A 22,177-nucleotide genomic window follows, 5' to 3' on the forward strand; every position below is an offset into this window, starting at 1 on the left:
CACCACCGATGCGGACGTATCTGGGTTGGTTACTGGCGGCGATTGCGCTGCCTCTCACAGCATATGCGCAGGAAGCGACGGTAAAAGAGGTACACGATACGCCAGCGGTGCGTGGCAGCATTATCGCCAACCTGCTGCAGGAGCATGATAATCCCTTCACGCTTTACCCGTACGACACCAACTATCTGCTCTATACCTGGACCAGCGATATCAACAAGGAGGCCATTCGCTCCTATGACTGGTCAGATAACGCACGCAAGGATGAGGTGAAGTATCAGCTCAGTCTCGCCTTCCCGTTCTGGCGTGGCATTTTAGGGCCGAACTCGGTGCTCGGGGCGTCCTATACGCAGAAATCCTGGTGGCAGCTCTCCAACAGCGGTGAATCTTCGCCGTTCCGTGAAACCAATTACGAGCCGCAGTTGTTCCTCGGTTTCGCAACGGATTACGAATTTGCGGGCTGGACGCTGCGCGACGTAGAGATGGGTTTTAACCATGACTCCAACGGCCGTGCCGACCCGACTTCCCGAAGCTGGAACCGTCTTTATACCCGCCTGATGGCGCAAAACGGCAACTGGATGGTGGAAGTGAAGCCGTGGTACGTGGTGGGCGAAACCAATGACAACCCGGACATCACCAAATATATGGGCTATTACCAGCTCAAAATTGGCTATCAACTGGGTGATGCGGTGCTGAGCGCCAAAGGCCAGTACAACTGGAACACCGGCTACGGTGGTGCGGAAGTGGGCCTGAGCTATCCGGTGAGCAAGCATGTGCGCCTGTATACGCAGGTCTACAGCGGTTACGGCGAGTCGCTTATCGATTACAACTTCAACCAGACCCGCGTCGGCGTGGGCGTGATGTTGAACGATATTTTCTAGGCTGCTCGAATGTTTTTCCGTTAAACGTTGAAGTTTCTCTCTCAGGCGCTGAAAATAGCGCCTGTTTTATTTCTGGCATATGGGGTTAACGTGGCGCAGGCGGAAGTATTGAATCAGGAATCGCTGGCTAAACAGGTTCTGCATGAAACCTTTGGCTACCAGCAGTTCCGTCCTGGCCAGGAAACCATCATTGATACCGTGCTGGAAGGGCGTGATTGCCTGGTGGTGATGCCAACTGGCGGCGGTAAATCGCTCTGCTATCAGGTTCCCGCGCTGGTGCTCAACGGCCTGACGGTCGTGGTATCACCCCTTATTTCGCTGATGAAAGACCAGGTTGACCAACTGCTCGCCAACGGCGTGGCGGCAGCCTGTCTTAACTCCACGCAGACGCGTGAGCAGCAGCAAGAGGTGATGGCCGGTTGCCGTACCGGGCAGATCCGCCTGCTGTATATCGCACCAGAACGTCTGATGCTGGATAACTTCCTCGATCATCTGGCGCACTGGAACCCGGTTCTGCTGGCGGTGGATGAAGCGCACTGTATCTCGCAGTGGGGGCACGATTTCCGCCCGGAATACGCCGCGCTTGGTCAGCTGCGTCAGCGCTTCCCCGAGCTGCCGTTTATGGCGCTCACCGCAACGGCAGATGACACAACGCGTCTGGATATCGTTCGCCTGCTTGGGCTGAATGATCCGCTGATTCAGGTCAGTAGCTTCGACCGCCCGAACATCCGCTATATGCTGATGGAAAAATTCAAGCCGCTGGATCAGCTTCTGCGTTATGTGCAGGAGCAGCGCGGCAAGTCGGGTATCATCTACTGTAACAGCCGTGCGAAGGTGGAGGACACCGCCGCACGTCTGCAAAACCGTGGCTTTAGCGCTGCGGCCTATCATGCTGGCTTAGAAAATCACATTCGCGCCGACGTGCAGGAGAAATTCCAGCGCGACGACCTGCAAATCGTGGTCGCAACGGTGGCGTTCGGGATGGGGATTAACAAGCCCAACGTGCGCTTTGTGGTGCACTTCGATATCCCGCGTAATATTGAATCCTACTACCAGGAAACTGGCCGTGCCGGGCGTGATGGTCTGCCAGCCGAGGCGATGCTGTTTTACGATCCGGCTGATATGGCGTGGCTGCGTCGCTGCCTGGAAGAGAAACCGCAGGGACAGTTGCAGGATATCGAACGTCATAAGCTCAATGCGATGGGGGCGTTCGCTGAAGCGCAAACCTGCCGCCGTCTGGTACTGCTCAACTACTTCGGTGAGGGGCGTCAGGAGTCGTGCGGCAACTGCGATATCTGTCTTGATCCGCCGAAGCAGTACGATGGCCTGATGGACGCGCGTAAAGCGCTCTCGACCATCTACCGTGTTAATCAGCGCTTCGGGATGGGCTACGTGGTGGAAGTGCTGCGTGGAGCCAACAACCAGCGCATCCGCGATATGGGGCACGACAAACTTCCCGTCTACGGGATTGGCAAAGAGCAGAGCCACGAGCACTGGGTGAGTATCATCCGCCAGCTGATCCACCTGGGGTTCGCCGCGCAAAACATTGCCCAGCACTCCGCGCTTCAGCTTACTGAAGCCGCACGTCCGGTGCTGCGCGGTGACATTGAACTGAAGCTCGCCGTTCCGCGCGTTATCGCCCTGAAACCACGCGTGATGCAAAAATCGTACGGTGGCAACTATGACCGCAAGCTGTTTGCCAAACTGCGCAAGCTGCGTAAGGCCATTGCCGATGAAGAGAACATTCCACCGTACGTGGTGTTCAACGATGCGACGCTGATTGAGATGGCCGAGCAAATGCCACTCAGCGCTGGCGAGATGCTCAGCGTTAATGGCGTGGGTACGCGCAAACTGGAGCGCTTCGGTAAAGAGTTTATGGCGCTCATCCGTTCTCACGCGGATGGTGATGATGAGGAGTAGTCAGCCGGGCTAAAAAGTGCCAGGATGGTGACTCACTGTATTATTTCCCCGCGAGCTAATTATGTTAATGCTATTTCTCACCGTGGCGTTAGTGCATATCGTTGCGCTGATGAGCCCCGGCCCTGACTTTTTCTTCGTGTCACAAACGGCTGTCAGCCGCTCCCGCAAAGAGGCGATGATGGGCGTGCTGGGTATCACTGCGGGTGTCATGGTCTGGGCGGCGGTGGCGCTACTCGGTCTGAACCTGATTCTGGCAAAGATGGCCTGGCTGCATAACATTATTATGGTCGGCGGGGGTCTCTACCTGTGCTGGATGGGCTACCAGATGCTGCGCGGAGCGCTGAAGAAAGAAGTGAAAAAGCCGGAAGAGCCAAAGGTTGAGCTGGCAACGGGCGGCCGTAGCTTTGTGAAAGGGCTGCTGACCAACCTGGCGAACCCGAAAGCGATCATCTATTTTGGCTCCGTGTTCTCTCTGTTTGTCGGTGACAGCGTGGGCGCGGGGGCGCGCTGGGGTATCTTCCTGCTGATTGTCGTTGAGACGTTTGCCTGGTTCACCGTGGTGGCAAGCCTGTTTGCCTTACCGGCAATGCGCCGTGGTTACCAGCGCATCGCAAAGTGGATTGACGGTTTTGCCGGCGCGTTGTTCACCGGCTTCGGTATCCATTTGATTATCTCTCGCTAAGCATGACGCGCTGACGCAAGGAGCGCGCCAACCAGCATAAACAACGAACCGAACACTTTATTCAGGGCCTTCATCTGCTTAGGCCCTTTAATCCAGGCCGCGATTTGCTGCGCCAGCGTCGCGTAACCAATCATCACAATGATGTCGACAACAATGGTGGTCGTACCCAGCACCACGTACTGCATCACCTGCGGCTGGTGTGGCACGATAAACTGCGGGAACAACGCGGCCAGGAAAACAATGCTTTTCGGGTTAGTCAGGTTAACGAACACTGCGCGTTTAAACAGACGACCGCGCGTTTGTGCCTGAGCGAGTGTGTTCAGGTTGATTGATCCTGCGGCACGCCATTGCTGAATACCCAGCCAAATCAGATATGCCGCGCCGGCCCATTTCAGCACCTCAAACGCCAGTACAGAGCGGGAGAACAATGTCCCCAGACCAATCCCTACCAGCACGATGTGAATGCCCAGCCCGGTCTGCAAACCGGCAATGGACGCCGCCGCACCGCGATAGCCGTGGTTGATGGATGTGGTCATGGTATTGATCGCGCCAGAGCCAGGGGAAAGGCTGAGGATGATGGATGTCAGCAGGTAAGCGAACCACCACTCGAAGGTCATTTGAAACTCCCGAATCGTCTGTTTTTATGCCACAATACGCTATTGCTGAGTCATTTTGTGACCAGTGATGAAAAAACGATATTCCTTGGCTTACAGGGGTGGAAACCCGATGTTTCAGCAGAAAAAGGACTGGGAAACACGAGAAAACGCATTTGCTGCTTTCTCTATGGGGCCGCTGACCCATTTCTGGCGGCAACGTGAGGAAGATGAATTTACAGGCGTAGGTCGTGTTCCGGTACGCTTTGTCCGTTTTCGGGATAAGAAAAATGATCGGGTGATTGTGATATGCCCGGGGCGTATAGAAAGCTACGTTAAATATGCCGAACTGGCTTATGATCTGGTCCATACAGGGTTCGATGTCCTGATTATTGACCATCGTGGGCAGGGGCTTTCCGGTCGTATGTTATCGGACACGCACCGTGGTCATGTGGATAATTTCAGCGATTACGTCGACGATCTTGCCGCATTCTGGCAACAGGAAGTTCAGCCAGGCCCGTGGCGTAAGCGTTATATCCTTGCGCACTCAATGGGCGGTGCGATCTCCACATTGTTTTTGCAGCGTTACGAGCACCAGTGCGATGCCATTGCGCTCACCGCGCCGATGTATGGCATCGTGATGCGTTTTCCTGACTGGATGGTGCGTCATATTCTTGACTGGGCTGAGGGCCATCAGCGCATTCGTGAAGGGTATGCCATCGGGACAGGACGCTGGCGGGCACTACCGTTTGCCATCAATGTGTTAACCCACAGTCGGCAGCGTTATCGCCGTAACCTGCGCTTTTATGCCGATGAACCGCGTTTACGCGTCGGTGGTCCCACTTATCACTGGGTGCGGGAAGGCATTCTGGCCGGTGAGCAGGTATTGACTGGCGTCGGCAATGACGACACACCGACACTCCTGATTCAGGCGGAAGAAGAGCGTGTGGTCGATAACCGCATGCATGACCGCTTTTGTGAACTGCGCGCCGCCGCCGGTCACCCTTGTGAAGGGCGAAAACCGCTGGTTATAAACGGCGCATTCCATGAGATCCTTTTCGAAAAGGACGCTATGCGCTCAGTCGCGCTTAACGCCATTGTTGAGTTTTTCAACCGGCATAACTGATTTTCTATTGAGGTTAAATTTCCCTATGTACCAGGTTGTTGCATCTGATTTAGATGGCACACTACTTTCCCCCGACCACACCCTGTCGCCTTATGCGAAAGAGACCCTGAAACTCCTGACTGCCCATGGCGTGAACTTTGTGTTTGCCACCGGTCGCCACCACGTGGATGTAGGGCAGATCCGCGATAATCTGGACATCAAGTCCTACATGATCACCTCCAACGGTGCGCGAGTACACGATACCGATGGCAACCTGATTTTCACTCACAATCTGGATCGTGGCATTGCCGCCGATCTGTTTGGTGTTGTGCATAACAACCCGAATATCGTCACCAACGTTTATCGCGACGATGAGTGGTTTATGAACCGCCACCGTCCGGAAGAGATGCGTTTCTTTAAAGAGGCGGTATTCCAGTATTCGCTGTACGAGCCGGGTCTGCTGGAGCCGGAAGGCGTCAGTAAAGTGTTTTTCACCTGCACCAGCCATGAAGAACTGTTGCCGCTGGAGCAGGCGTTTAATGCGCGCTGGGGTGACCGCGTCAACGTCAGTTTCTCTACGCTTACCTGTCTGGAGGTCATGGCGGGCGGTGTCTCGAAAGGTCACGCGCTGGACGCTGTCGCCAGGCGTATGGGTTTTGGCCTGAAAGACAGCATTGCCTTTGGTGATGGTATGAACGATGCAGAAATGCTCTCGATGGCAGGGAAAGGCTGCATTATGGAGAATGCGCACCAGCGTCTGAAAGATCTGCACCCCGAGCTGGAAGTGATTGGTTCGAACGCCGATAACGCGGTACCAAAATATCTGCGCAAATTGTTCCTTGAATAATCTTTAATTGGTTATTTACTGCCCAGTTGTCAACTGAGTAGTTCGCTACAATGCCTGTCCTTCTTTCTGAGAGACAAGCATTGTGGCGCTACTCATTATCACCACTATCCTGTGGGCCTTCTCCTTTAGCCTGATCGGTGAATACCTTGCCGGACATGTTGACAGCTACTTCTCGGTACTGATGCGTGTCGGGCTGGCGGCGCTGGTGTTCCTGCCGTTTTTGCGTACGCGTGGGCAGTCGCTAAAAACCATTCTGCTGTACATGCTGGTGGGGGCGATGCAGCTCGGCATCATGTATCTGTTCAGCTTCCGGGCATACGTCTACTTGTCCGTCTCCGAATTCCTGTTGTTTACCGTGCTGACACCGCTCTACATCACGCTGATTTACGATCTGCTGAGCAAGCGTCGCTTACGCTGGGGCTATGTGCTGAGTGCGCTGCTGGCGGTTGTGGGGGCGGCGATTATTCGCTATGACAAAGTGAGCGATCACTTCTGGACTGGCCTGATGTTCGTGCAGCTGGCGAATATCAGCTTTGCTATTGGTATGGTTGGCTACAAACGCCTGATGGAAACCCGTCCGATGCCACAGCATAACGCGTTCGCCTGGTTCTATATGGGGGCTGCTATCGTCGCGGTGGCGGCGTGGTTTATGCTCGGTAACCCGCAAAAACTGCCGACCACCTCCGTGCAGTGGGGCATTCTGGTCTGGCTGGGCGTGGTGGCATCCGGGTTGGGGTATTTCATGTGGAACTACGGCGCTACACAGGTAGACGCCGGTACGCTGGGGATTATGAACAACGTTCATGTGCCTGCGGGGCTACTGGTGAACCTCGCCATCTGGCAGGAACAACCGCACTGGCCGAGCTTCCTTACTGGAGGGACGGTGATCCTGGCTTCGCTGTGGGTACATCGCCGTTGGGTCGCTCCGCGCTCCGCACAAACGGAAGATGGTCGCACGCGTGGTTCCGCGCTGAGCGAATAAACGCTTCCGTTACTGGCTGACGCTGCTCGCCGTCGCGCACGGCGGCGTACAGCCGGCTCCACAGTCCTTCACCCAGGGTTTTGGTCACGACCAGACCCTGGCGTTCAAAGCTTTCCACCACCCAGTGAGGCAGCGCCGCGATACCCATTCTGGCCGCAACCATCTGAATCAACAGCAGGGTGTTATCCACGCTTTTCAGCTGTGGGCTAATACCTGCGGGCTGCAGGAAGTGACGCCAGATATCCAGGCGGCTGCGCTGCACCGGGTAAATCAGCAGCGTTTCCGTCGCCAGATCTTCCGGCGTGATGCGCGTTTTACTGGCCAGAGGGTGATCCGGAGCCAGAACCAGGCGCACTTCAAAATCAAACATCGGCGAATAGTGCAGACCACTGCGCGGCAGAATGTCTGAGGTCATGACCAGATCCAGCTCGCCCTGCTGGAGCGATGGCTGAGGGTCAAACGTCACACCGGATTTAAAGTCCATCTCCACCTGCGGCCACTTCTGACGGAAGCTCTCAAGCGCGGGGGTCAGCCACTGAATACAGCTGTGACACTCAATTGCGATACGCAGTTTGGTTTGCTGCGGCTCGTTGCAGGATTGCAGGGCGCTGGCAATCTGCGGCAGCACCTGGTTGGCCAGCTGCAACAGGATCTCACCCTGCGGCGTAAAGCGTAGCGGCTGACTCTTACGCACAAAAAGACGAAAGCCGAGGCGTTGTTCCAGATCGCTGAACTGGTGAGAAAGGGCGGACTGGGTCTGGTGCAGTGTGGCCGCAGCCGCTGCGAGAGAACCGCAGTTCCGCAACGCTTGTAGCGTTTTCAGGTGTTTTATCTCGATCATGAAAGTCCTTCACTTCGGCATGAACATTTTGCGCTTGAGGAATATACAGTAACCGCCAATTATGGATGTGTAAACATCTGGACGTCTAAATCGTAAAAATTCACAAGGGGCATACCATGACAATCCGTAATCACACTCTCGGTTTCCCTCGCGTTGGCCTGCGTCGCGAGCTGAAAAAAGCGCAAGAAAGCTACTGGGCGGGCAACACGACCCGTGAAGAACTGCTGACCGTTGGCCGCGAGCTGCGTGCCCGTCACTGGGATCAGCAAAAACAGGCGGGTGTTGACCTGCTGCCAGTGGGCGATTTCGCCTGGTACGACCATGTTCTGACCACCAGCCTGCTGCTTGGCAACGTGCCGGCTCGTCATCAGAACAAAGATGGATCGGTAGATATCGACACCCTGTTCCGCATTGGCCGTGGCCGTGCGCCAACAGGGGAGCCAGCGGCAGCGGCGGAAATGACCAAGTGGTTCAACACCAACTATCACTACATGGTGCCGGAGTTCGTAAAAGGCCAGCAGTTCAAACTGACCTGGACGCAACTGCTGGACGAAGTGGACGAAGCGCTGGCACTGGGGCATCAGGTAAAACCTGTGCTGCTGGGGCCGGTTACGTACCTGTGGCTGGGTAAAGTGAAAGGCGAACAATTTGACCGTCTCAGCCTGCTGAACGATATTTTGCCGGTCTACAAACAGGTGTTGATTGAGCTGGGTAAACGCGGCATTCAGTGGGTGCAAATTGATGAGCCAGCGCTGGTGCTTGAGCTGCCGAAAGAATGGCTGAACGCCTTCAAACCGGCTTACGACGCGCTGACGGGTCAGGTGAAGCTGCTGCTGACCACGTACTTTGAAGGTGTCACGCCAAACCTCGACACGATCGCGGCGCTGCCGGTTCAGGGGCTGCACGTTGACCTAGTTCATGGCAAAGATGATGTGGCGGAGCTGCACAAGCGTCTGCCAACGGACTGGCTGCTCTCGGCGGGTCTGGTCAACGGTCGCAACGTCTGGCGTGCCGATCTGACGGAGAAGTATGCACAGATTAAAGATGTCGTCGGTAAACGCGATCTGTGGATCGCCTCTTCCTGCTCCCTGCTGCATAGCCCCATCGATCTGAGCGTGGAAACCCGCCTGGATGCGGAAGTGAAAAGCTGGTTTGCCTTCGCCCTGCAGAAATGTGAAGAGCTGTCGCTGCTGCGTGATGCGCTGAACACGGGCAATACGGCGGCGATTACCGAATGGAGCGCGCCGATTCAGGCACGTCGTCACTCCACCCGCGTTCACAATGCGGCGGTCGAAAAACGTCTGGCGGCCATCACGGCGCAGGACAGCCAGCGTCAGAACGCTTACAGCGTGCGTGCCGAAGCCCAGCGCGCCCGCTTCAATCTGCCAGCATGGCCGACGACCACTATTGGTTCCTTCCCGCAGACCACTGAAATCCGCGGCCTGCGTCTGGACTTTAAAAAGGGTAATCTGGATGCGAACCACTATCGCACCGGTATCGCCGAACACATCAGACAGGCGATTGTGGAGCAGGAGCGCTTAGGTCTGGACGTGCTGGTGCACGGTGAAGCAGAGCGTAACGACATGGTGGAATACTTTGGTGAGCACCTGGATGGTTTCGTCTTTACCCAGAACGGTTGGGTGCAAAGCTACGGCTCCCGCTGCGTGAAGCCACCGGTAGTGACTGGTGACATCAGCCGTCCGGAAGCGATCACCGTTGAGTGGGCGAAGTACGCTCAGTCCCTGACCGACAAACCGGTGAAAGGCATGCTGACCGGTCCGGTAACCATTCTTTGCTGGTCCTTCCCGCGTGAAGATGTGAGCCGTGAAACCATTGCGAAGCAGATTGCGCTGGCGCTGCGTGACGAAGTGGCAGATCTGGAAGCGGCGGGCATTGGCATCATTCAGATTGACGAACCGGCACTGCGCGAAGGTCTGCCGCTGCGCCGCTGCGACTGGGATGCGTATCTGGCCTGGGGCGTGGAAGCCTTCCGCATCAACGCCGCCGTCGCGAAGGACGACACGCAGATCCACACCCATATGTGTTACTGCGAGTTTAACGACATCATGGATTCCATTGCTGCGCTGGATGCTGATGTGATCACTATTGAGACATCACGTTCAGACATGGAACTGCTGGAGTCATTCGAAGAGTTCGACTACCCGAACGAAATCGGGCCGGGCGTGTATGACATCCACTCACCGAACGTGCCGGACGTAGAATGGATTGAAGCCTTATTGCAGAAAGCGGCTCAGCGTATCCCGGCGGAGCGTCTGTGGGTGAACCCGGACTGCGGCCTGAAAACCCGCGGTTGGCCGGAAACCCGCGCGGCGCTGGCAAACATGGTGAAGGCGGCGCAGAATCTGCGTCAGGCGTAACCGGAAAACCTCTCCCTTCATTGTGGAGAGGTGTTTTATCCCCCGCTTAGCCTTGCACTTAAGGCCGGGTGCTGCAGGTAGTCCATGCACCAGCGGCACACTTTCCCCATACCATCTGAACGGGCTGCCAGAAAAAGCGTTGTGGCATGTTTGTGTTCACGCATCGGTTTTTTGAGTAGCGTTCCCCTGTTGAGCAACGGTAGCGCCAGATGGTGCGGAATATAGCCAATCCCCACGTTTTGCTCGATTAATGCAATGGCGGTGGTGAAATCAGGCACAAAAAGCGGTTTTTGCCCCTCCAGCAGCCAGGCCTGTTGCGGCGCGATGCTGATGGATGTGTCACGAATACACACGGCCGAATAGTGACGCAGTTCAGCGTTGTCGAGCGGGTGTCGGGCACCCGCGAGCGGATGCTGTGGGCTGACGACAAAGTCCCATTCCAGCTGCCCTAAAGGGGCGCTGATAATGCCCTCGCTGCCGGGAACGGCATGGGGCGCACCAATCACCAGATCTGCCCGTCTGCCGTACAGTGCATCCCAACAACCGTTGTAGACTTCAAGATTCAGCGTCAGTGTCGTCGACGAGAATTGTTGTTCAAAATCGCGGATGAACTCGACCAGCACGGCGGTGGGAATGATGTTGTTTACCGCAATCGTTAATTCACGTTCAATGCCATCGTGGATCAACACCGTGTTACGTCTGAGTGCTTCCAGATCGCCGAGGATCGTTTTGCTGTGTTCAATAAAATAGCTGCCCGCTGGCGTGAGTTCGATGTAGCGTCCTTTGCGAAGAAACAGTTCTGCGCCAAGCGCTTCTTCCGTTTTTTTGATGGTATAGCTAATGGCGGACGGGACTTTGTTTAGCTGCTCGGCAGCAGTCGTAATGCTCTGGTGTCTGGCGACCAGATGGATCACGCGGAGAGTTTCGTCAGAAATAAACATAGGGTTTCCTGGTCGGCAGAGAGCGGCTGAACCCGGGTTCGATTCAGCCGTAAAAGTGTGCCAATTATACGCAGGAACTATCGGTGTTGACCCAGACGACTGAGCAGCGCGTATGCGATACAGGCCACAACAATGGAGTCTACCGACGGAATAGTGGTCAGGGTGAACACCCCTTTCACGGTCATAAAACCTACAACAGCGCCTGAAATCCACGCGACAAACGTCAGCGCTTTAATTTGTGGTTCCTGCGTCAGAACGGAATCCTGGTAACCGTTGCGGCGGTACATGAAGAAATCGGCAATATAAATTCCGGCGACCGGTGGGGTGGCAATACCGAGGAACAGCAGGAACGGGATAAACCACGCCATAATATCCAGGCTACCGACGATGGCAGACAATCCCCCCAGCGCGAGGGTTATTTGCCATTTAGGAAAGCGGGTCAGTAACGTTGACACGACCAGCGTGCCCTGGAACATATTCCCGGCATTACCCGTCACGCAGGCGAAAATCAGCAACAGCGCGGCAGGCAGTACGGCACCAAAGACTGTCATCGCACCCAGCAGGGAACCCTGGCCGCTAATGGCGCTGGGCGTCGCGCCAGCCCAGTACAGCAGGGGGTAGGCAACCAGAAACGTCAGCCCCGCCGCGATCAGGGCGTGCTTGCGGTTATGCACGAAACTGCCAAAGTCCGGCAGAGTCGCGACCAGAACGATGATCGTGCCAACGACGGTCGATACGGCAACGCCAGTATTCATACTGACAACGGTTTGCGGCATTGCTATGTCGCTGTGGGTGGCAACATACAGGATGTAACACAGAACCAGCACAATTACAGGGACGGCAATCTGGGCGACTTTCCCTAATACCGCAAAGCCAAACGCGGTAGAGGCGACAAAAATCACACATCCCGCAGCGACCAGCAGCGGCAGTGGAACATTCAGCCCATGCTGTGTGAGCAAATCATGCACGGAATGACCGAACATGCTGGCGGTTACCGCAATCCAGCCGAACAGACTGATGGCCATCAGGATATTGATAGCGATCGCGCCTTTTTCGCCAAACGCATATTTCACAATACCGTACGTTGGCAGGCGGGCTTTTTCGCCCACGCTGATGGTAATGGCAGACAAAATGGTGAGGATGAGTCCACCCAGCAATACCACACTTATCAGGCTGCCGCTGGAAAGCTGGTTACCCAGACTTGAAGATGACAGCAGAACCGGCGTAACGGCGATCCCAAGCAAAATCATGGCGATCCGTAACCCTGACGCAGTGTGAAGACTCTCTTCTGTTTTACGCATATCTTGTTCCCTCTGAAGTGCGCGTTACGCCGTGTGGAAATGGCCGGTGTACTGTCGCCAGCTTCCCTGTTCTGTGATTTCGCGTTGACCCTCCGTGAGCCAGTTTTCCGCCAGCACGCCCAGCACTTCGCTGCCATCGGCGAGTTTGACTTTACCGATGGCCAGCCCCGCAGGTTCACTCATCAGTAATTCGGCAAAACTGGCGAGCGGAAGCGCCCAAATCTCCAGCGCAACCTGCGTGCCGCCTTGTGCGACGCGGATCATCCCAGGGTGTCTGTCGTTAATGCTCCACAGGCGATAGTGCGCGTCGGTGAGGTCTTCGCGCACGAATACACCGCCCGCCTTGAGCATGTTTTTGTTCAATTCCAGGCCGCGCATCAGGGTGCCATTCACAGCCAGCAGAGTAGTGGTTGTCATATTATTCTCCGGTAAATGTTATGGGGTAATCCAGGTTCCGCTCTGGTGTGAAAGGGCGGCTTTAATGGCCTGCGGGCTGGTGATCAGACCGCTGGCGTATTTACCCTGTTGTTGGCTGGTGTTCACAAAATCGAGAATCGCTTCGACTTTCGGTTGCATGCTACCGACCCCAAATTGCCCCTCTTGCACGAGCGCCTGGGCTTGTTCAACGGTAAGGGTGTCCAGCCATTGCTGCCGGGGCGTGCCGAAGTTGATCGCCACTTTTTCTACCCCGGTGGGAATGAGCAGCAAATCGGCTTGCAGTTGGCTGGCGAGCAGAGCAGACGCGCGATCTTTATCAATCACCGCCTCGACGCCTTTCAGCTGTTGTTGTGCATCGCGAATGACCGGGATCCCGCCACCGCCGCAGGCGATGACGATATAGCCCTGCTTCACCAGTTGGGCAATGGTGTTGTGTTCAATGATTTCCAGAGGTGAGGGAGAAGGCACGGTGCGTCGCCAGCCCCGGCCCGCATCTTCCATCAGTGTCCAGCCGAGTTGCTGCTGACGTTCGCGGGCGGTCGCTTCATCAAGGAATGCACCGATAGGTTTGGTTGGGTTTGCGAAGGCGTCATCCTCCTCACTGACCCGTGTTTGCGTCACCAGAGCAATAACGGGTTTGTGAATACCGCGACGTGCCAGGGCGTTATGCAGCGCTTTCTGGAACATATAGCCGATTGCGCCCTGGGTATCGCCCACGGCGTAATCCAGTGGGACGGGGGCAACTTCACCGCTCGCCAGTTCGGAACGGCGTAAAATAAACCCTACCTGCGGACCATTGCCGTGGGTCAATACCAGATCCCACCCGGCCTCGACCATATCAGTGATATGTTCAACGCTTTCAATCACCGCATCGTATTGATCGGGAATGCTATTCCGTCGATCGTCCTGGATCAGGGCGTTACCACCGACAGCAACGACAGCCAATGGCTTGTTCATTGTGGTTCTCCTTTTGCAACGATCTGCGCCAGTGTGGAAATTGCCTCGACAAAGCAGGGCATGGGAGCGGTCGTGATGCCCGCTCCAATCTGGCCGATGCCGGCCTGTTTGTGCGCAATCCCGGTGTTGATGACGGGTAAAATACCGCGGTCGGCGACCTTGCGGGCGTCGATACCGGCAGCCGTCGGGGCAAAGTTCAGGGCTGGCAGTGTGAAGGCCGGGTTACCACCCAGGGTAATTGACTGCATTCGGCGGCTATTGTTGGTCGCATCTGCGGGGGTTCCACCGACAAATTTTACAATTGCAGGGGAAGATGCCATTGCAAACCCACCCACGCCGGCGGTTTCCGTAATGGCGCTATCACCAAGATCTGCGGCGGCATCGTCCACGCCATAGCCCGGGAAAAATAGCCCTTTGACCGCGTTGGCTGGAGCCTGGAACCATTGCTCTCCGGTGCCGGACAAGCGAATGCCGAAATTAACACCGTTGCGTGCCATCACCGTAACCATTGAACTGAATGGCACACCGGCGGCTGCGTCCATCATGGCTTTACAGGCCGCCATCGACAGGTTGAGGAAGAAGTGATCGTTGCTGGTGATAAAGGCCACGACCTTTTGTACGCTCGTACCAGGCAAGTTGCAGGCCAGTAGCGCGGGCAGCAGGCGTTTGATCAGTAGACCGGTTGCTGCGGCGTTACGGTTATGAACTTCATCACCCATATGTAACGCCTGTGCTATCAGCGGTTTTAACTCCAGCTCGCCCAGGTGACGCACGGCGGCTTTAAGCGCAGGTCCCAGCTCATCGCGCATCCAGCACAGACGTTCGAGCACTTCTTCGTTGTTGGCACCAAAGCGTAAAACCTTACCTAACCCTTCGTTAAAATTGCTGAAGGCGCGTTGTCCGTTGGTTTTATTTTCAATAACCCACAGCGGCATAGACGGGCTGATAATGCCAGCCATCGGCCCAACGGCGTGATGGTGATGACATGGCTCAAGTGCTACCTCTCCCGCCAGGATCTGTCCCTCGACCTCTTCATGGCCGCTAGCCCAGCCTTCAAACAACATTGCACCCACAATGGCCCCTTTCACCGGGCCGCACATGTTTTCCCAGCGAATGGGCGGGCCGGAATGCAGGATGAGTTTGCGATGAGCCATTTCGGGAATCGCTTCGCTGGCCGGCATGACATCCACCAGAGCCGGCTGGGCACTGAGGTAACGCGCCATCGCAATCTGGTTGGCGTGTTCTACTAAGGGGTGATGCAGCAGAGAGGCAAGATCGTGTCCGGCATCGATATTGCCCAGCGCAGGGGGTTGCCAGCTGAGTGCGATAACCTCGCCACCGACTTTCTGGATATTACTGGCAAAGCTCTGAAGCCCGACATTCACTACTTTCAGGGGCTGATTAAATAAGGTGTTCATGCGCAGACGTCCTTCTTCTGGAGCTGAATGTTAGCCACGATGCTGGCCCAGGCTGCGGCCTGCGCGTTGCAATCGGCGATGATGACGCCCGCTTCACGCAGGGCGTCAACCTGGCGGCTGCGCTGTTGTGGATCGGCTTCTGTGCCGCATACATGCGCAATCAATACCGGGGCATGGTGTTTATCAATGTGAGCAAGTTGCTCCAGTAATTCACTGGCAGGGGTTTCGGATGCGCCATATCCCAGCACTACATCGAACAATACAGCGGCAGTCTGTGGATCGTTCAGCTCGTTAATGAGGCGCTGGTTGCGCAGCGTGGGGTCAATCATCGGGTGCGGTTTACCGCGGGTGAAATCGTCATCTCCCATGTCGATTAGCGTATGACCGTGGCTCTGCCAGATATCCTGCAGTTTTTTATTTCCGGAAACGGGGGTGTTTGATGCGGCGCTGAAACCGTTTTGTTGGCAGATGAGTTGCGCTTCATAGCAGAACGTCCCTCCCGCGAAGACGCCGCGAATATCCTGCCTTGCCGCAGACAAATTCAGGCAAGACTGTTGCAGGGTAACGATGTCACGAGGTGTTGGGTCTGCCGGTTTTTCTGGTAATGGCTGATGGTTGGCTAATGCAACCGCGATTTCAGCCGCGCTGGCAAGCGTCATTGCGGCGCTTACGTTAGGGCGTGCGATCTCCTGCGGATCCGAACCAATAAAGTTCACTACCACGGGTTTCCCGGCAAACTGAGCCTGCTCCAGAATGCGCGTAGCCACAGTGGGTGAAGGTGGTTTTGAGATCAAAACGATGACGTCGGTGGCTTCATCTTGCATAAGTGCCTGGAGTCCATCCAGCATGGAAATCCCGCCGATTTCTTCGCTGAGGTCATGGCCGCCTGTGCCCAGAGCCTGCGAGATGCCTGACCCAAGTCTGTCAATACGGCACGTCACCTCCTGCAACCCGGTACCGGATGCACCGACGATACCGATGACCCCGCGTTTAACCACATTAGCAAAACCCAACGGAATACCGTTGATAATGGCAGTGCCACAGTCGGGACCCATCACAATACGGCGATGTGCGTGCGCGAGGGTTTTAATCGCTTTTTCCTGCCCGGAACTGACGTTATCGCTGAACATCATCACGTTCATACCCAGATTCAGCGCTTTTATCGCCTCGGCGGCCGCATAGTCTCCGGGAACGGAAATCAGCGCCAGATTAGCATCGGCCGCGGTTTCCAGCGCCATATCCAGGCTAACCGGGTCGGGAGATTTGCTGATATCCGCACTCTCTTCAGGCTTACTGTTCAGGCGTTGCTCAGCGAGATCCAGCGCCGCTATGCAAGCGGCTTCTTCTCCCATGACGGCAATGATCAGATCGTTCGGACCGGCGCGGAGCTCCGTACCAAGTCCAGCTTCACGAAGCTGGTCGAGGTTCATCGGGGTTCCCATCACCACTGACGCGTTATGGATACCTGGTAGCTTGCTGATCCGCGCTGAAATCTGCATCAAAGACACAGAGTCCTGGTATAGGTTGCTGAAAACTTTGCTCTGAATTTTCATTATGTTAAGCCTGGTAATGACTGCCCGACAGCAGAGTGCGGACAAAGGGAACCCGCATAGCGTGGTATCGGGCGCTACGAAAAGGTCGTGATAATGTGAGGTTGTTAGATAGCGGATACCGCGAGGCCTCGACGGTATCTCCGTTATTTAGCCCTTAAGGCCTTCCTGAATGGCGGAGGAATGGCTGACCCAGCCGAAAATGGCACCCTGTGCCTTGATCATCTCCAGCGCATATTTCTGGAATTCCGGGAAATAAGAGCCGACACAATCTTCCGGGATAATGCACTCGTAACCCCGATCGTTAGCTTCGCGAACGGTCGTGGTGACGCAAACTTCAGTGGTGACGCCGCAGACAATCAGCGTTTTAATGCCGTGGTTCTGTAAAATGAGATGCAGGTCAGTCTGATAGAACGCACCCTTGCCCGGTTTATCGATAACCGGTTCGCCCGCGACAGGGTAGAGCTCTGGAATAATGTCGTGGCCCGCTTCACCGCGCACCAGAATACGCCCCATTGGGCCGGGTTCGCCGATAAAGGTTTTGCCCCCGCGGGTGAGCTTGGCTGCCGGGCAATCGCTAAGGTCTGCGCGGTGCCCCTCACGGGTATGGATCACCAGCATTCCCTGACTGCGGGCTGCTGCGAGCACGTTTTTACAGGGCTCGATGGCGCAACGAACCCGCGAAACATCGTTACCGAGCGCTTCACCAAACCCACCGGCTTCCACAAAATCACGCTGCATGTCGATCATCACCAGAGCGGTGCTATGGGGGGCAAATGGCAGAACAAAAGGTTGAGCCTGGAATACGTATTGCGTCATGGTAAATCTCCTGTTCAGGTCATAAACGATCCGTAAATCTGATGCTGAGTATTCAGCAGAAAGAGGTGGTGAGACAGGAAAATAGTTTGGTGTGCAGCAACGAAAAATTTGTATTGGCAGGCGTTATACCCGGTGAGTGTGAAGGGGGTCATATCGCTGAATAATGTGGCAAAAAATTTGATGAGAAGAATATTTAGAGTGAAAAAATTTGTCGCAAGAATGTGATGAAATGCACTTATTTTTCATGTGGGAATGGCTCCGGTGTGCCCCGGAGCCATAAAAGTTATTTCTTATTACCGTACTGGCTGAACCAGGCCAGCATACGCTCCCAGCCATCTTTAGCGGATTCCACGTGATAGCCCGGACGATAATCGGCATTAAAGGCGTGCCCGGCATCCGGATACACCACAATTTCAGCCTTTGCGTTGGCTGCACGCAGCGCATGGCGCATCGTTTCCACGGTATCGAGTGGAATACCCGTATCCTGTCCGCCGTACAACCCCAGAACCGGTGCATTCAGGTCTGTTGCGATATCAACAGGGTGCTTCGGTGAATTCAGCGTCTTCTCACCCACCAGCTTACCGTACCAGGCCACGGCGGCTTTGAGCTGTGGATTGTGCGCGGCATACAGCCAGCTAATACGACCACCCCAGCAGAAACCGGTCACCATCAGGCGATGCGGATCGCCACCGTTACGCGCCGCCCAACTGGCAACGTGGTCAAGGTCGGCCAGCACCTGCGCATCTGGCACTTTGCTGACCAGGTTGCTGAAAAGCGTAGGGATATCACTGTAATCATTCGGATCGCCCTGGCGGAAATAGAGCTCTGGTGCAACGGCCAGATACCCTTCCAGAGCCAGTCGACGGCAGAGGTCGCGAATATGTTCGTGAACGCCAAAAATCTCCTGAACCACAATCACGATAGGCAGCGGGCCGTCAGCGGATTTTGGCCGTGCGTGGTAAGCAGGCATATTATCGCCCTGCGAGGGAATGGAGGTTTCACCGGCCAGGATCGATTCTTCAGAGGTGGAGACGATGGTCGAAGCAAGAGGGGCGGCGGCAGGCGCAAAATTGGTTTTCTGAGTCATGGTATTCTCCGTACCCGTAAGTGCATATAAATATAGACCTCAAGATAACAACCCACAGTGCCTTAAACCGTCTATCTTTTGTGCAGTGCCCCGCGATATAACTTGTTAATGTGATGTGAATCACCATTTCATGGAAATTTACTGCAATCATTTTCATTCATGGTGAGGTGTGTCACGAAATTGTGCTTATTGCTTCTGTAAAGTACCATTTTACTTCTTCTGACTAACCGACCCACAGAGGAGTCACCTATGTCTAAGTCTGATGTTTTTCATCTCGGCCTCACTAAAAACGATTTACAAGGGGCTACGCTCGCTATCGTCCCTGGCGATCCTGAGCGTGTGGAAAAGATCGCCGCGCTGATGGATAAGCCGGTTAAGCTGGCAGCCCATCGTGAATTCACCACCTGGCGCGCTGAGCTGGATGGCAAAGCAGTGATCGTGTGCTCGACCGGTATCGGCGGCCCGTCTACTTCGATTGCAGTTGAAGAGCTGGCGCAGCTGGGCATTCGTACTTTCCTGCGTATCGGTACCACCGGTGCTATTCAGCCACATATCAATGTCGGCGACGTGCTGGTCACCACCGCGTCTGTGCGTCTGGATGGAGCAAGTCTGCACTTTGCGCCAATGGAATTCCCGGCAGTGGCTGATTTCGAATGTACCACTGCACTGGTTGAAGCCGCGAAATCCGTGGGGGCAACGACTCACGTGGGCGTGACCGCCTCTTCTGATACCTTCTACCCAGGCCAGGAGCGTTACGACACCTTCTCTGGTCGCGTCGTGAGCCGTTTTAAAGGCTCAATGGAAGAGTGGCAGTCTATGGGCGTAATGAACTACGAAATGGAATCTGCAACACTGCTGACCATGTGCGCAAGCCAGGGTCTGCGTGCCGGTATGGTGGCAGGCGTTATCGTCAACCGTACTCAGCAAGAGATCCCGAATGCCGAGACCATGAAGCAGACTGAAAGTCATGCGGTGAAAATCGTGGTTGAAGCCGCTCGTCGCCTGATCTAGTCCCGTCTTATGAGATAAAAGGCCGATACGTTCGGCCTTTTCTTTTTGCGTAGCGCCTCGCAGGAAAACCCTTTCAAACTGGACGTTTATACAGCAGAATTCTATTTTGTGCGGGTAATACGTTGATGCAGGGGGCATTGTGGATATCTCAATCCTGATTTATGCGGTGATTGCGCTGGTGGGTGTGGGTATAGGCTGGCTGATTTCCAGCTACCAGCACGCGCAGCAGAAAGCCGATCAACTGGCAGAACGCGAAGAGATGGTCGCGGAGTTAAGCGCGGCAAAACAACAGCTTGCCCAGGGTTCGCACTGGCGCGACGAGTGTGAGTTGCTCAATAACGAACTGCGCAACCTGCGCGACATTAACACCTCGCTGGAGGCCGATCTCCGCGAAGTGACCACCCGCCTTGAATCTACCCAGCTGCATGCGGAAGATAAAATCCGCCAGATGATCAACAGCGAGCAGCGCCTCAGTGAGCAGTTCGAGAACCTTGCGAACCGCATTTTTGAGCACAGCAACCGCCGCGTTGACGAACAAAACCGCCAGAGCCTGAACAGCCTGCTGACACCGCTGCGTGAACAGCTTGACGGTTTTCGTCGTCAGGTGCAGGACAGCTTTGGCCAGGAAGCCCGCGAGCGTCACACGCTGGCGCATGAAATTCGTAATCTCCAGCAGCTGAATGCGCAGATGGCGCAGGAAGCAGTCAACCTGACGCGCGCCCTGAAAGGGGATAACAAAGCGCAGGGTAACTGGGGCGAGGTGGTACTGACCCGCGTGCTGGAAGCTTCTGGTCTGCGTGAAGGGTATGAATACGAAACGCAGGTCAGCATTGAGGACGATGCCCGCTCGCGCATGCAGCCGGATGTGATTGTGCGGTTGCCGCAGGGCAAAGATGTGGTGATTGACGCCAAAATGACGCTGGTGGCCTACGAGCGTTACTTCAATGCAGAGGATGATTACATTCGTGAGGCGGCGCTGCAGGAACATATTGCCTCTGTACGTAACCACATTCGTCTGCTGGGCCGAAAAGACTATCAACAGCTGCCGGGTTTGCGTTCTCTGGACTACGTGCTGATGTTCATCCCGGTAGAGCCCGCATTCCTGCTGGCGCTCGACAGGCAGCCAGAACTGATTACTGAAGCACTGAAAAATAACATTATGCTGGTAAGTCCCACCACGTTGCTGGTGGCCTTACGTACCATTGCGAACCTGTGGCGCTACGAGCACCAGAGCCGCAATGCGCAGCAGATTGCCGATCGCGCCAGCAAGCTGTACGACAAAATGCGCCTGTTCGTGGACGATATGTCCTCGGTTGGGCAAAGCCTTGACCGCGCGCAGGATAACTACCGTCAGGCAATGAAAAAGCTCTCCTCCGGGCGCGGCAATTTGCTGGCGCAAGCCGAAGCGTTTCGCAGCCTGGGGGTGGAGGTCAAACGCGAGATTAATCCGGAACTGGTGGAACAGGCCACGGCTCAGGACGAAGAATTCCGTCTGCGAGAAGGTCATGCTGAACAAAAGACAAACAGTGAAGACAACGATTTAACGGCGGATTTATCGCCAGAAGAGGAGCCGACGCGTTTCTTTCGCGGTGGTTGAATCGTAGGGCAAACGCGCCCAATCTGTTACACTTCCCGGACATTTTACTGATAAGCAGGCTCTGAGATGGTTGACGATTCACAAGACACGACGCACTTTGGCTTTCAGACTGTCGCCAAAGCGCAGAAAGCTGACATGGTGGCCCACGTATTTCATTCCGTGGCGGCGAAGTACGATGTGATGAATGACTTAATGTCATTCGGCATTCATCGCTTGTGGAAGCGCTTCACCATCGACTGTAGCGGTGTGCGTCGTGGACAAACGGTGCTGGATTTAGCGGGTGGTACGGGCGATCTGACCGCGAAATTCTCCCGTCTGGTAGGGGAAACCGGTCGCGTTGTTCTGGCCGATATCAACGACTCCATGCTGAAAATGGGACGCGAGAAGCTGCGTAACATCGGCGTTGTGGGTAATGTGGAATATGTACAGGCCAACGCTGAAGCTCTTCCGTTCCCGGATAATACCTTTGACTGCATCACTATCTCGTTTGGCCTGCGTAACGTTACGGATAAAGACAAAGCGCTGCGTTCCATGTACCGCGTGCTGAAGCCGGGCGGACGCCTGCTGGTGCTTGAGTTCTCCAAACCGGTTATCGAGCCGCTGAGTAAAGCCTACGATGCCTATTCATTCCACATTCTGCCGCGTATTGGTGAGCTGGTGGCAAACGATGCAGAAAGCTACCGCTATCTGGCAGAGTCTATTCGTATGCACCCGGATCAGGACACGTTGAAAGCCATGATGCAGGATGCGGCATTTGAGAACGTTGAGTACTTCAACATGACGGCCGGTGTCGTCGCGCTGCATCGTGGTTACAAGTTCTGAGTGGAGGTGT

General features: G+C 55.3%; 20 protein-coding genes. 10 read left to right on the forward strand and 10 right to left on the reverse strand.

Features of this window, described 5'->3' with window-relative positions; translation table 11 throughout:
* Window positions 1-8 precede the first annotated feature (8 nt).
* The 3 genes from pldA to rhtC all read left to right on the forward strand — a co-directional run bounded on the left by pldA (window position 9) and on the right by rhtC (window position 3,480).
* On the forward strand, window positions 9-878 hold the full coding sequence (gene pldA / locus HV318_RS14670; protein ID WP_182273325.1) for a phospholipase A: 870 nt from the start codon (window positions 9-11) through the stop codon (window positions 876-878).
* A gap of 90 nt (window positions 879-968) precedes the next feature.
* Window positions 969-2,798 (forward strand): ATP-dependent DNA helicase RecQ, encoded by a 1,830-nt coding sequence (gene recQ, locus HV318_RS14675; protein WP_182273326.1) that lies wholly within the window; start codon window positions 969-971, stop codon window positions 2,796-2,798.
* A 61-nt stretch (window positions 2,799-2,859) separates the two neighbouring features.
* Entirely contained in the window at window positions 2,860-3,480 is a 621-nt protein-coding gene (gene rhtC, locus HV318_RS14680; RefSeq protein WP_182273327.1) for a threonine export protein RhtC, read from the forward strand.
* Here the strand turns inward: rhtC and rhtB are convergent.
* Complete coding sequence (gene rhtB, locus HV318_RS14685; RefSeq protein ID WP_182273328.1) at window positions 3,477-4,097, reverse strand: homoserine/homoserine lactone efflux protein; 621 nt, start codon at window positions 4,095-4,097, stop codon at window positions 3,477-3,479. The genes rhtC and rhtB overlap by 4 nt on opposite strands.
* Before the next feature lie 109 nt (window positions 4,098-4,206).
* Here rhtB and pldB point away from each other — a divergent pair, with 109 nt between their 5' ends.
* From pldB to HV318_RS14700, 3 genes are all read left to right on the forward strand, one after another.
* The gene (gene pldB, locus HV318_RS14690; RefSeq protein ID WP_182273329.1) at window positions 4,207-5,199 is read left to right on the forward strand and encodes a lysophospholipase L2; all 993 of its coding nucleotides are present in this window, start codon (window positions 4,207-4,209) and stop codon (window positions 5,197-5,199) included.
* A 25-nt stretch (window positions 5,200-5,224) separates the two neighbouring features.
* On the forward strand, window positions 5,225-6,025 hold the full coding sequence (gene yigL / locus HV318_RS14695) for a sugar/pyridoxal phosphate phosphatase YigL (RefSeq protein ID WP_182273330.1): 801 nt from the start codon (window positions 5,225-5,227) through the stop codon (window positions 6,023-6,025).
* An 82-nt stretch (window positions 6,026-6,107) separates the two neighbouring features.
* Window positions 6,108-7,007 carry a carboxylate/amino acid/amine transporter gene (locus HV318_RS14700; protein WP_182273331.1) on the forward strand — a complete coding sequence of 300 codons (900 nt, stop codon included), beginning with the start codon at window positions 6,108-6,110 and terminating at the stop codon, window positions 7,005-7,007.
* Here HV318_RS14700 and metR read toward each other — a convergent pair.
* Entirely contained in the window at window positions 6,895-7,848 is a 954-nt protein-coding gene (gene metR, locus HV318_RS14705; RefSeq protein WP_182273332.1) for an HTH-type transcriptional regulator MetR, read from the reverse strand. The genes HV318_RS14700 and metR overlap by 113 nt on opposite strands.
* A 116-nt stretch (window positions 7,849-7,964) precedes the next feature.
* Between metR and metE the strand changes: the two genes are divergently transcribed.
* The gene (metE, locus tag HV318_RS14710; RefSeq protein ID WP_182273333.1) at window positions 7,965-10,226 is read left to right on the forward strand and encodes a 5-methyltetrahydropteroyltriglutamate--homocysteine S-methyltransferase; all 2,262 of its coding nucleotides are present in this window, start codon (window positions 7,965-7,967) and stop codon (window positions 10,224-10,226) included.
* A gap of 35 nt (window positions 10,227-10,261) precedes the next feature.
* Here metE and HV318_RS14715 read toward each other — a convergent pair whose 3' ends face one another.
* The 8 genes from HV318_RS14715 to HV318_RS14750 form a co-directional block, all read right to left on the reverse strand.
* Complete coding sequence (locus HV318_RS14715) at window positions 10,262-11,167, reverse strand: LysR substrate-binding domain-containing protein (RefSeq protein ID WP_182273334.1); 906 nt, start codon at window positions 11,165-11,167, stop codon at window positions 10,262-10,264.
* A gap of 77 nt (window positions 11,168-11,244) precedes the next feature.
* Window positions 11,245-12,468 carry a cytosine permease gene (locus tag HV318_RS14720; RefSeq protein ID WP_182273335.1) on the reverse strand — a complete coding sequence of 408 codons (1,224 nt, stop codon included), beginning with the start codon at window positions 12,466-12,468 and terminating at the stop codon, window positions 11,245-11,247.
* Window positions 12,469-12,492: 24 nt separating this feature from the next.
* Window positions 12,493-12,885 (reverse strand): allophanate hydrolase-related protein, encoded by a 393-nt coding sequence (locus HV318_RS14725; protein ID WP_182273336.1) that lies wholly within the window; start codon window positions 12,883-12,885, stop codon window positions 12,493-12,495.
* Between the two features lie 18 nt (window positions 12,886-12,903).
* A complete protein-coding gene (locus tag HV318_RS14730; RefSeq protein ID WP_182273337.1) occupies window positions 12,904-13,863 on the reverse strand; it encodes a carbamate kinase in 960 nt (319 codons plus the stop codon).
* On the reverse strand, window positions 13,860-15,281 hold the full coding sequence (locus tag HV318_RS14735; protein WP_182273338.1) for a YlbE family protein: 1,422 nt from the start codon (window positions 15,279-15,281) through the stop codon (window positions 13,860-13,862). The genes HV318_RS14730 and HV318_RS14735 overlap by 4 nt, the downstream gene beginning before the upstream one ends.
* Window positions 15,278-16,834 (reverse strand): acyl-CoA synthetase FdrA, encoded by a 1,557-nt coding sequence (gene fdrA / locus HV318_RS14740; protein WP_182273339.1) that lies wholly within the window; start codon window positions 16,832-16,834, stop codon window positions 15,278-15,280. The genes HV318_RS14735 and fdrA overlap by 4 nt, the downstream gene beginning before the upstream one ends.
* A gap of 147 nt (window positions 16,835-16,981) precedes the next feature.
* Window positions 16,982-17,650, reverse strand: coding sequence for a cysteine hydrolase family protein (locus HV318_RS14745; protein ID WP_182273340.1), 669 nt, complete (start codon window positions 17,648-17,650; stop codon window positions 16,982-16,984).
* A 283-nt stretch (window positions 17,651-17,933) separates the two neighbouring features.
* The gene (locus HV318_RS14750; RefSeq protein WP_182273341.1) at window positions 17,934-18,737 is read right to left on the reverse strand and encodes a dienelactone hydrolase family protein; all 804 of its coding nucleotides are present in this window, start codon (window positions 18,735-18,737) and stop codon (window positions 17,934-17,936) included.
* 249 nt (window positions 18,738-18,986) lie between these two features.
* Between HV318_RS14750 and udp the strand changes: the two genes are divergently transcribed.
* The 3 genes from udp (at window position 18,987) to ubiE (ending at window position 22,167) form a co-directional block, all read left to right on the forward strand.
* Window positions 18,987-19,748 (forward strand): uridine phosphorylase, encoded by a 762-nt coding sequence (gene udp / locus HV318_RS14755; protein ID WP_003860792.1) that lies wholly within the window; start codon window positions 18,987-18,989, stop codon window positions 19,746-19,748.
* 139 nt (window positions 19,749-19,887) lie between these two features.
* Window positions 19,888-21,345 (forward strand): DNA recombination protein RmuC, encoded by a 1,458-nt coding sequence (gene rmuC / locus HV318_RS14760; RefSeq protein ID WP_182273342.1) that lies wholly within the window; start codon window positions 19,888-19,890, stop codon window positions 21,343-21,345.
* Between the two features lie 66 nt (window positions 21,346-21,411).
* A complete protein-coding gene (ubiE, locus tag HV318_RS14765; protein ID WP_181621351.1) occupies window positions 21,412-22,167 on the forward strand; it encodes a bifunctional demethylmenaquinone methyltransferase/2-methoxy-6-polyprenyl-1,4-benzoquinol methylase UbiE in 756 nt (251 codons plus the stop codon).
* Window positions 22,168-22,177 lie beyond the last annotated feature (10 nt).

Origin of the sequence: Enterobacter sp. RHBSTW-00901 (assembly GCF_014103115.1) — a bacterium.
GTDB lineage: Bacteria > Pseudomonadota > Gammaproteobacteria > Enterobacterales > Enterobacteriaceae > Enterobacter > Enterobacter cloacae_P.

Coding starts and splice junctions, on each gene's coding strand:
- pldA (WP_182273325.1), top strand. CDS start 9: ATGCGGACGTATCTGGGTTGGTTACTGGCGGCGATTGCGCTGCCTCTC.
- rhtC (WP_182273327.1), top strand. CDS start 2,860: ATGTTAATGCTATTTCTCACCGTGGCGTTAGTGCATATCGTTGCGCTG.
- rhtB (WP_182273328.1), bottom strand. CDS start 4,097: ATGACCTTCGAGTGGTGGTTCGCTTACCTGCTGACATCCATCATCCTC.
- pldB (WP_182273329.1), top strand. CDS start 4,207: ATGTTTCAGCAGAAAAAGGACTGGGAAACACGAGAAAACGCATTTGCT.
- yigL (WP_182273330.1), top strand. CDS start 5,225: ATGTACCAGGTTGTTGCATCTGATTTAGATGGCACACTACTTTCCCCC.
- metR (WP_182273332.1), bottom strand. CDS start 7,848: ATGATCGAGATAAAACACCTGAAAACGCTACAAGCGTTGCGGAACTGC.
- metE (WP_182273333.1), top strand. CDS start 7,965: ATGACAATCCGTAATCACACTCTCGGTTTCCCTCGCGTTGGCCTGCGT.
- HV318_RS14715 (WP_182273334.1), bottom strand. CDS start 11,167: ATGTTTATTTCTGACGAAACTCTCCGCGTGATCCATCTGGTCGCCAGA.
- HV318_RS14720 (WP_182273335.1), bottom strand. CDS start 12,468: ATGCGTAAAACAGAAGAGAGTCTTCACACTGCGTCAGGGTTACGGATC.
- HV318_RS14725 (WP_182273336.1), bottom strand. CDS start 12,885: ATGACAACCACTACTCTGCTGGCTGTGAATGGCACCCTGATGCGCGGC.
- HV318_RS14730 (WP_182273337.1), bottom strand. CDS start 13,863: ATGAACAAGCCATTGGCTGTCGTTGCTGTCGGTGGTAACGCCCTGATC.
- HV318_RS14735 (WP_182273338.1), bottom strand. CDS start 15,281: ATGAACACCTTATTTAATCAGCCCCTGAAAGTAGTGAATGTCGGGCTT.
- fdrA (WP_182273339.1), bottom strand. CDS start 16,834: ATGAAAATTCAGAGCAAAGTTTTCAGCAACCTATACCAGGACTCTGTG.
- HV318_RS14745 (WP_182273340.1), bottom strand. CDS start 17,650: ATGACGCAATACGTATTCCAGGCTCAACCTTTTGTTCTGCCATTTGCC.
- HV318_RS14750 (WP_182273341.1), bottom strand. CDS start 18,737: ATGACTCAGAAAACCAATTTTGCGCCTGCCGCCGCCCCTCTTGCTTCG.
- udp (WP_003860792.1), top strand. CDS start 18,987: ATGTCTAAGTCTGATGTTTTTCATCTCGGCCTCACTAAAAACGATTTA.
- ubiE (WP_181621351.1), top strand. CDS start 21,412: ATGGTTGACGATTCACAAGACACGACGCACTTTGGCTTTCAGACTGTC.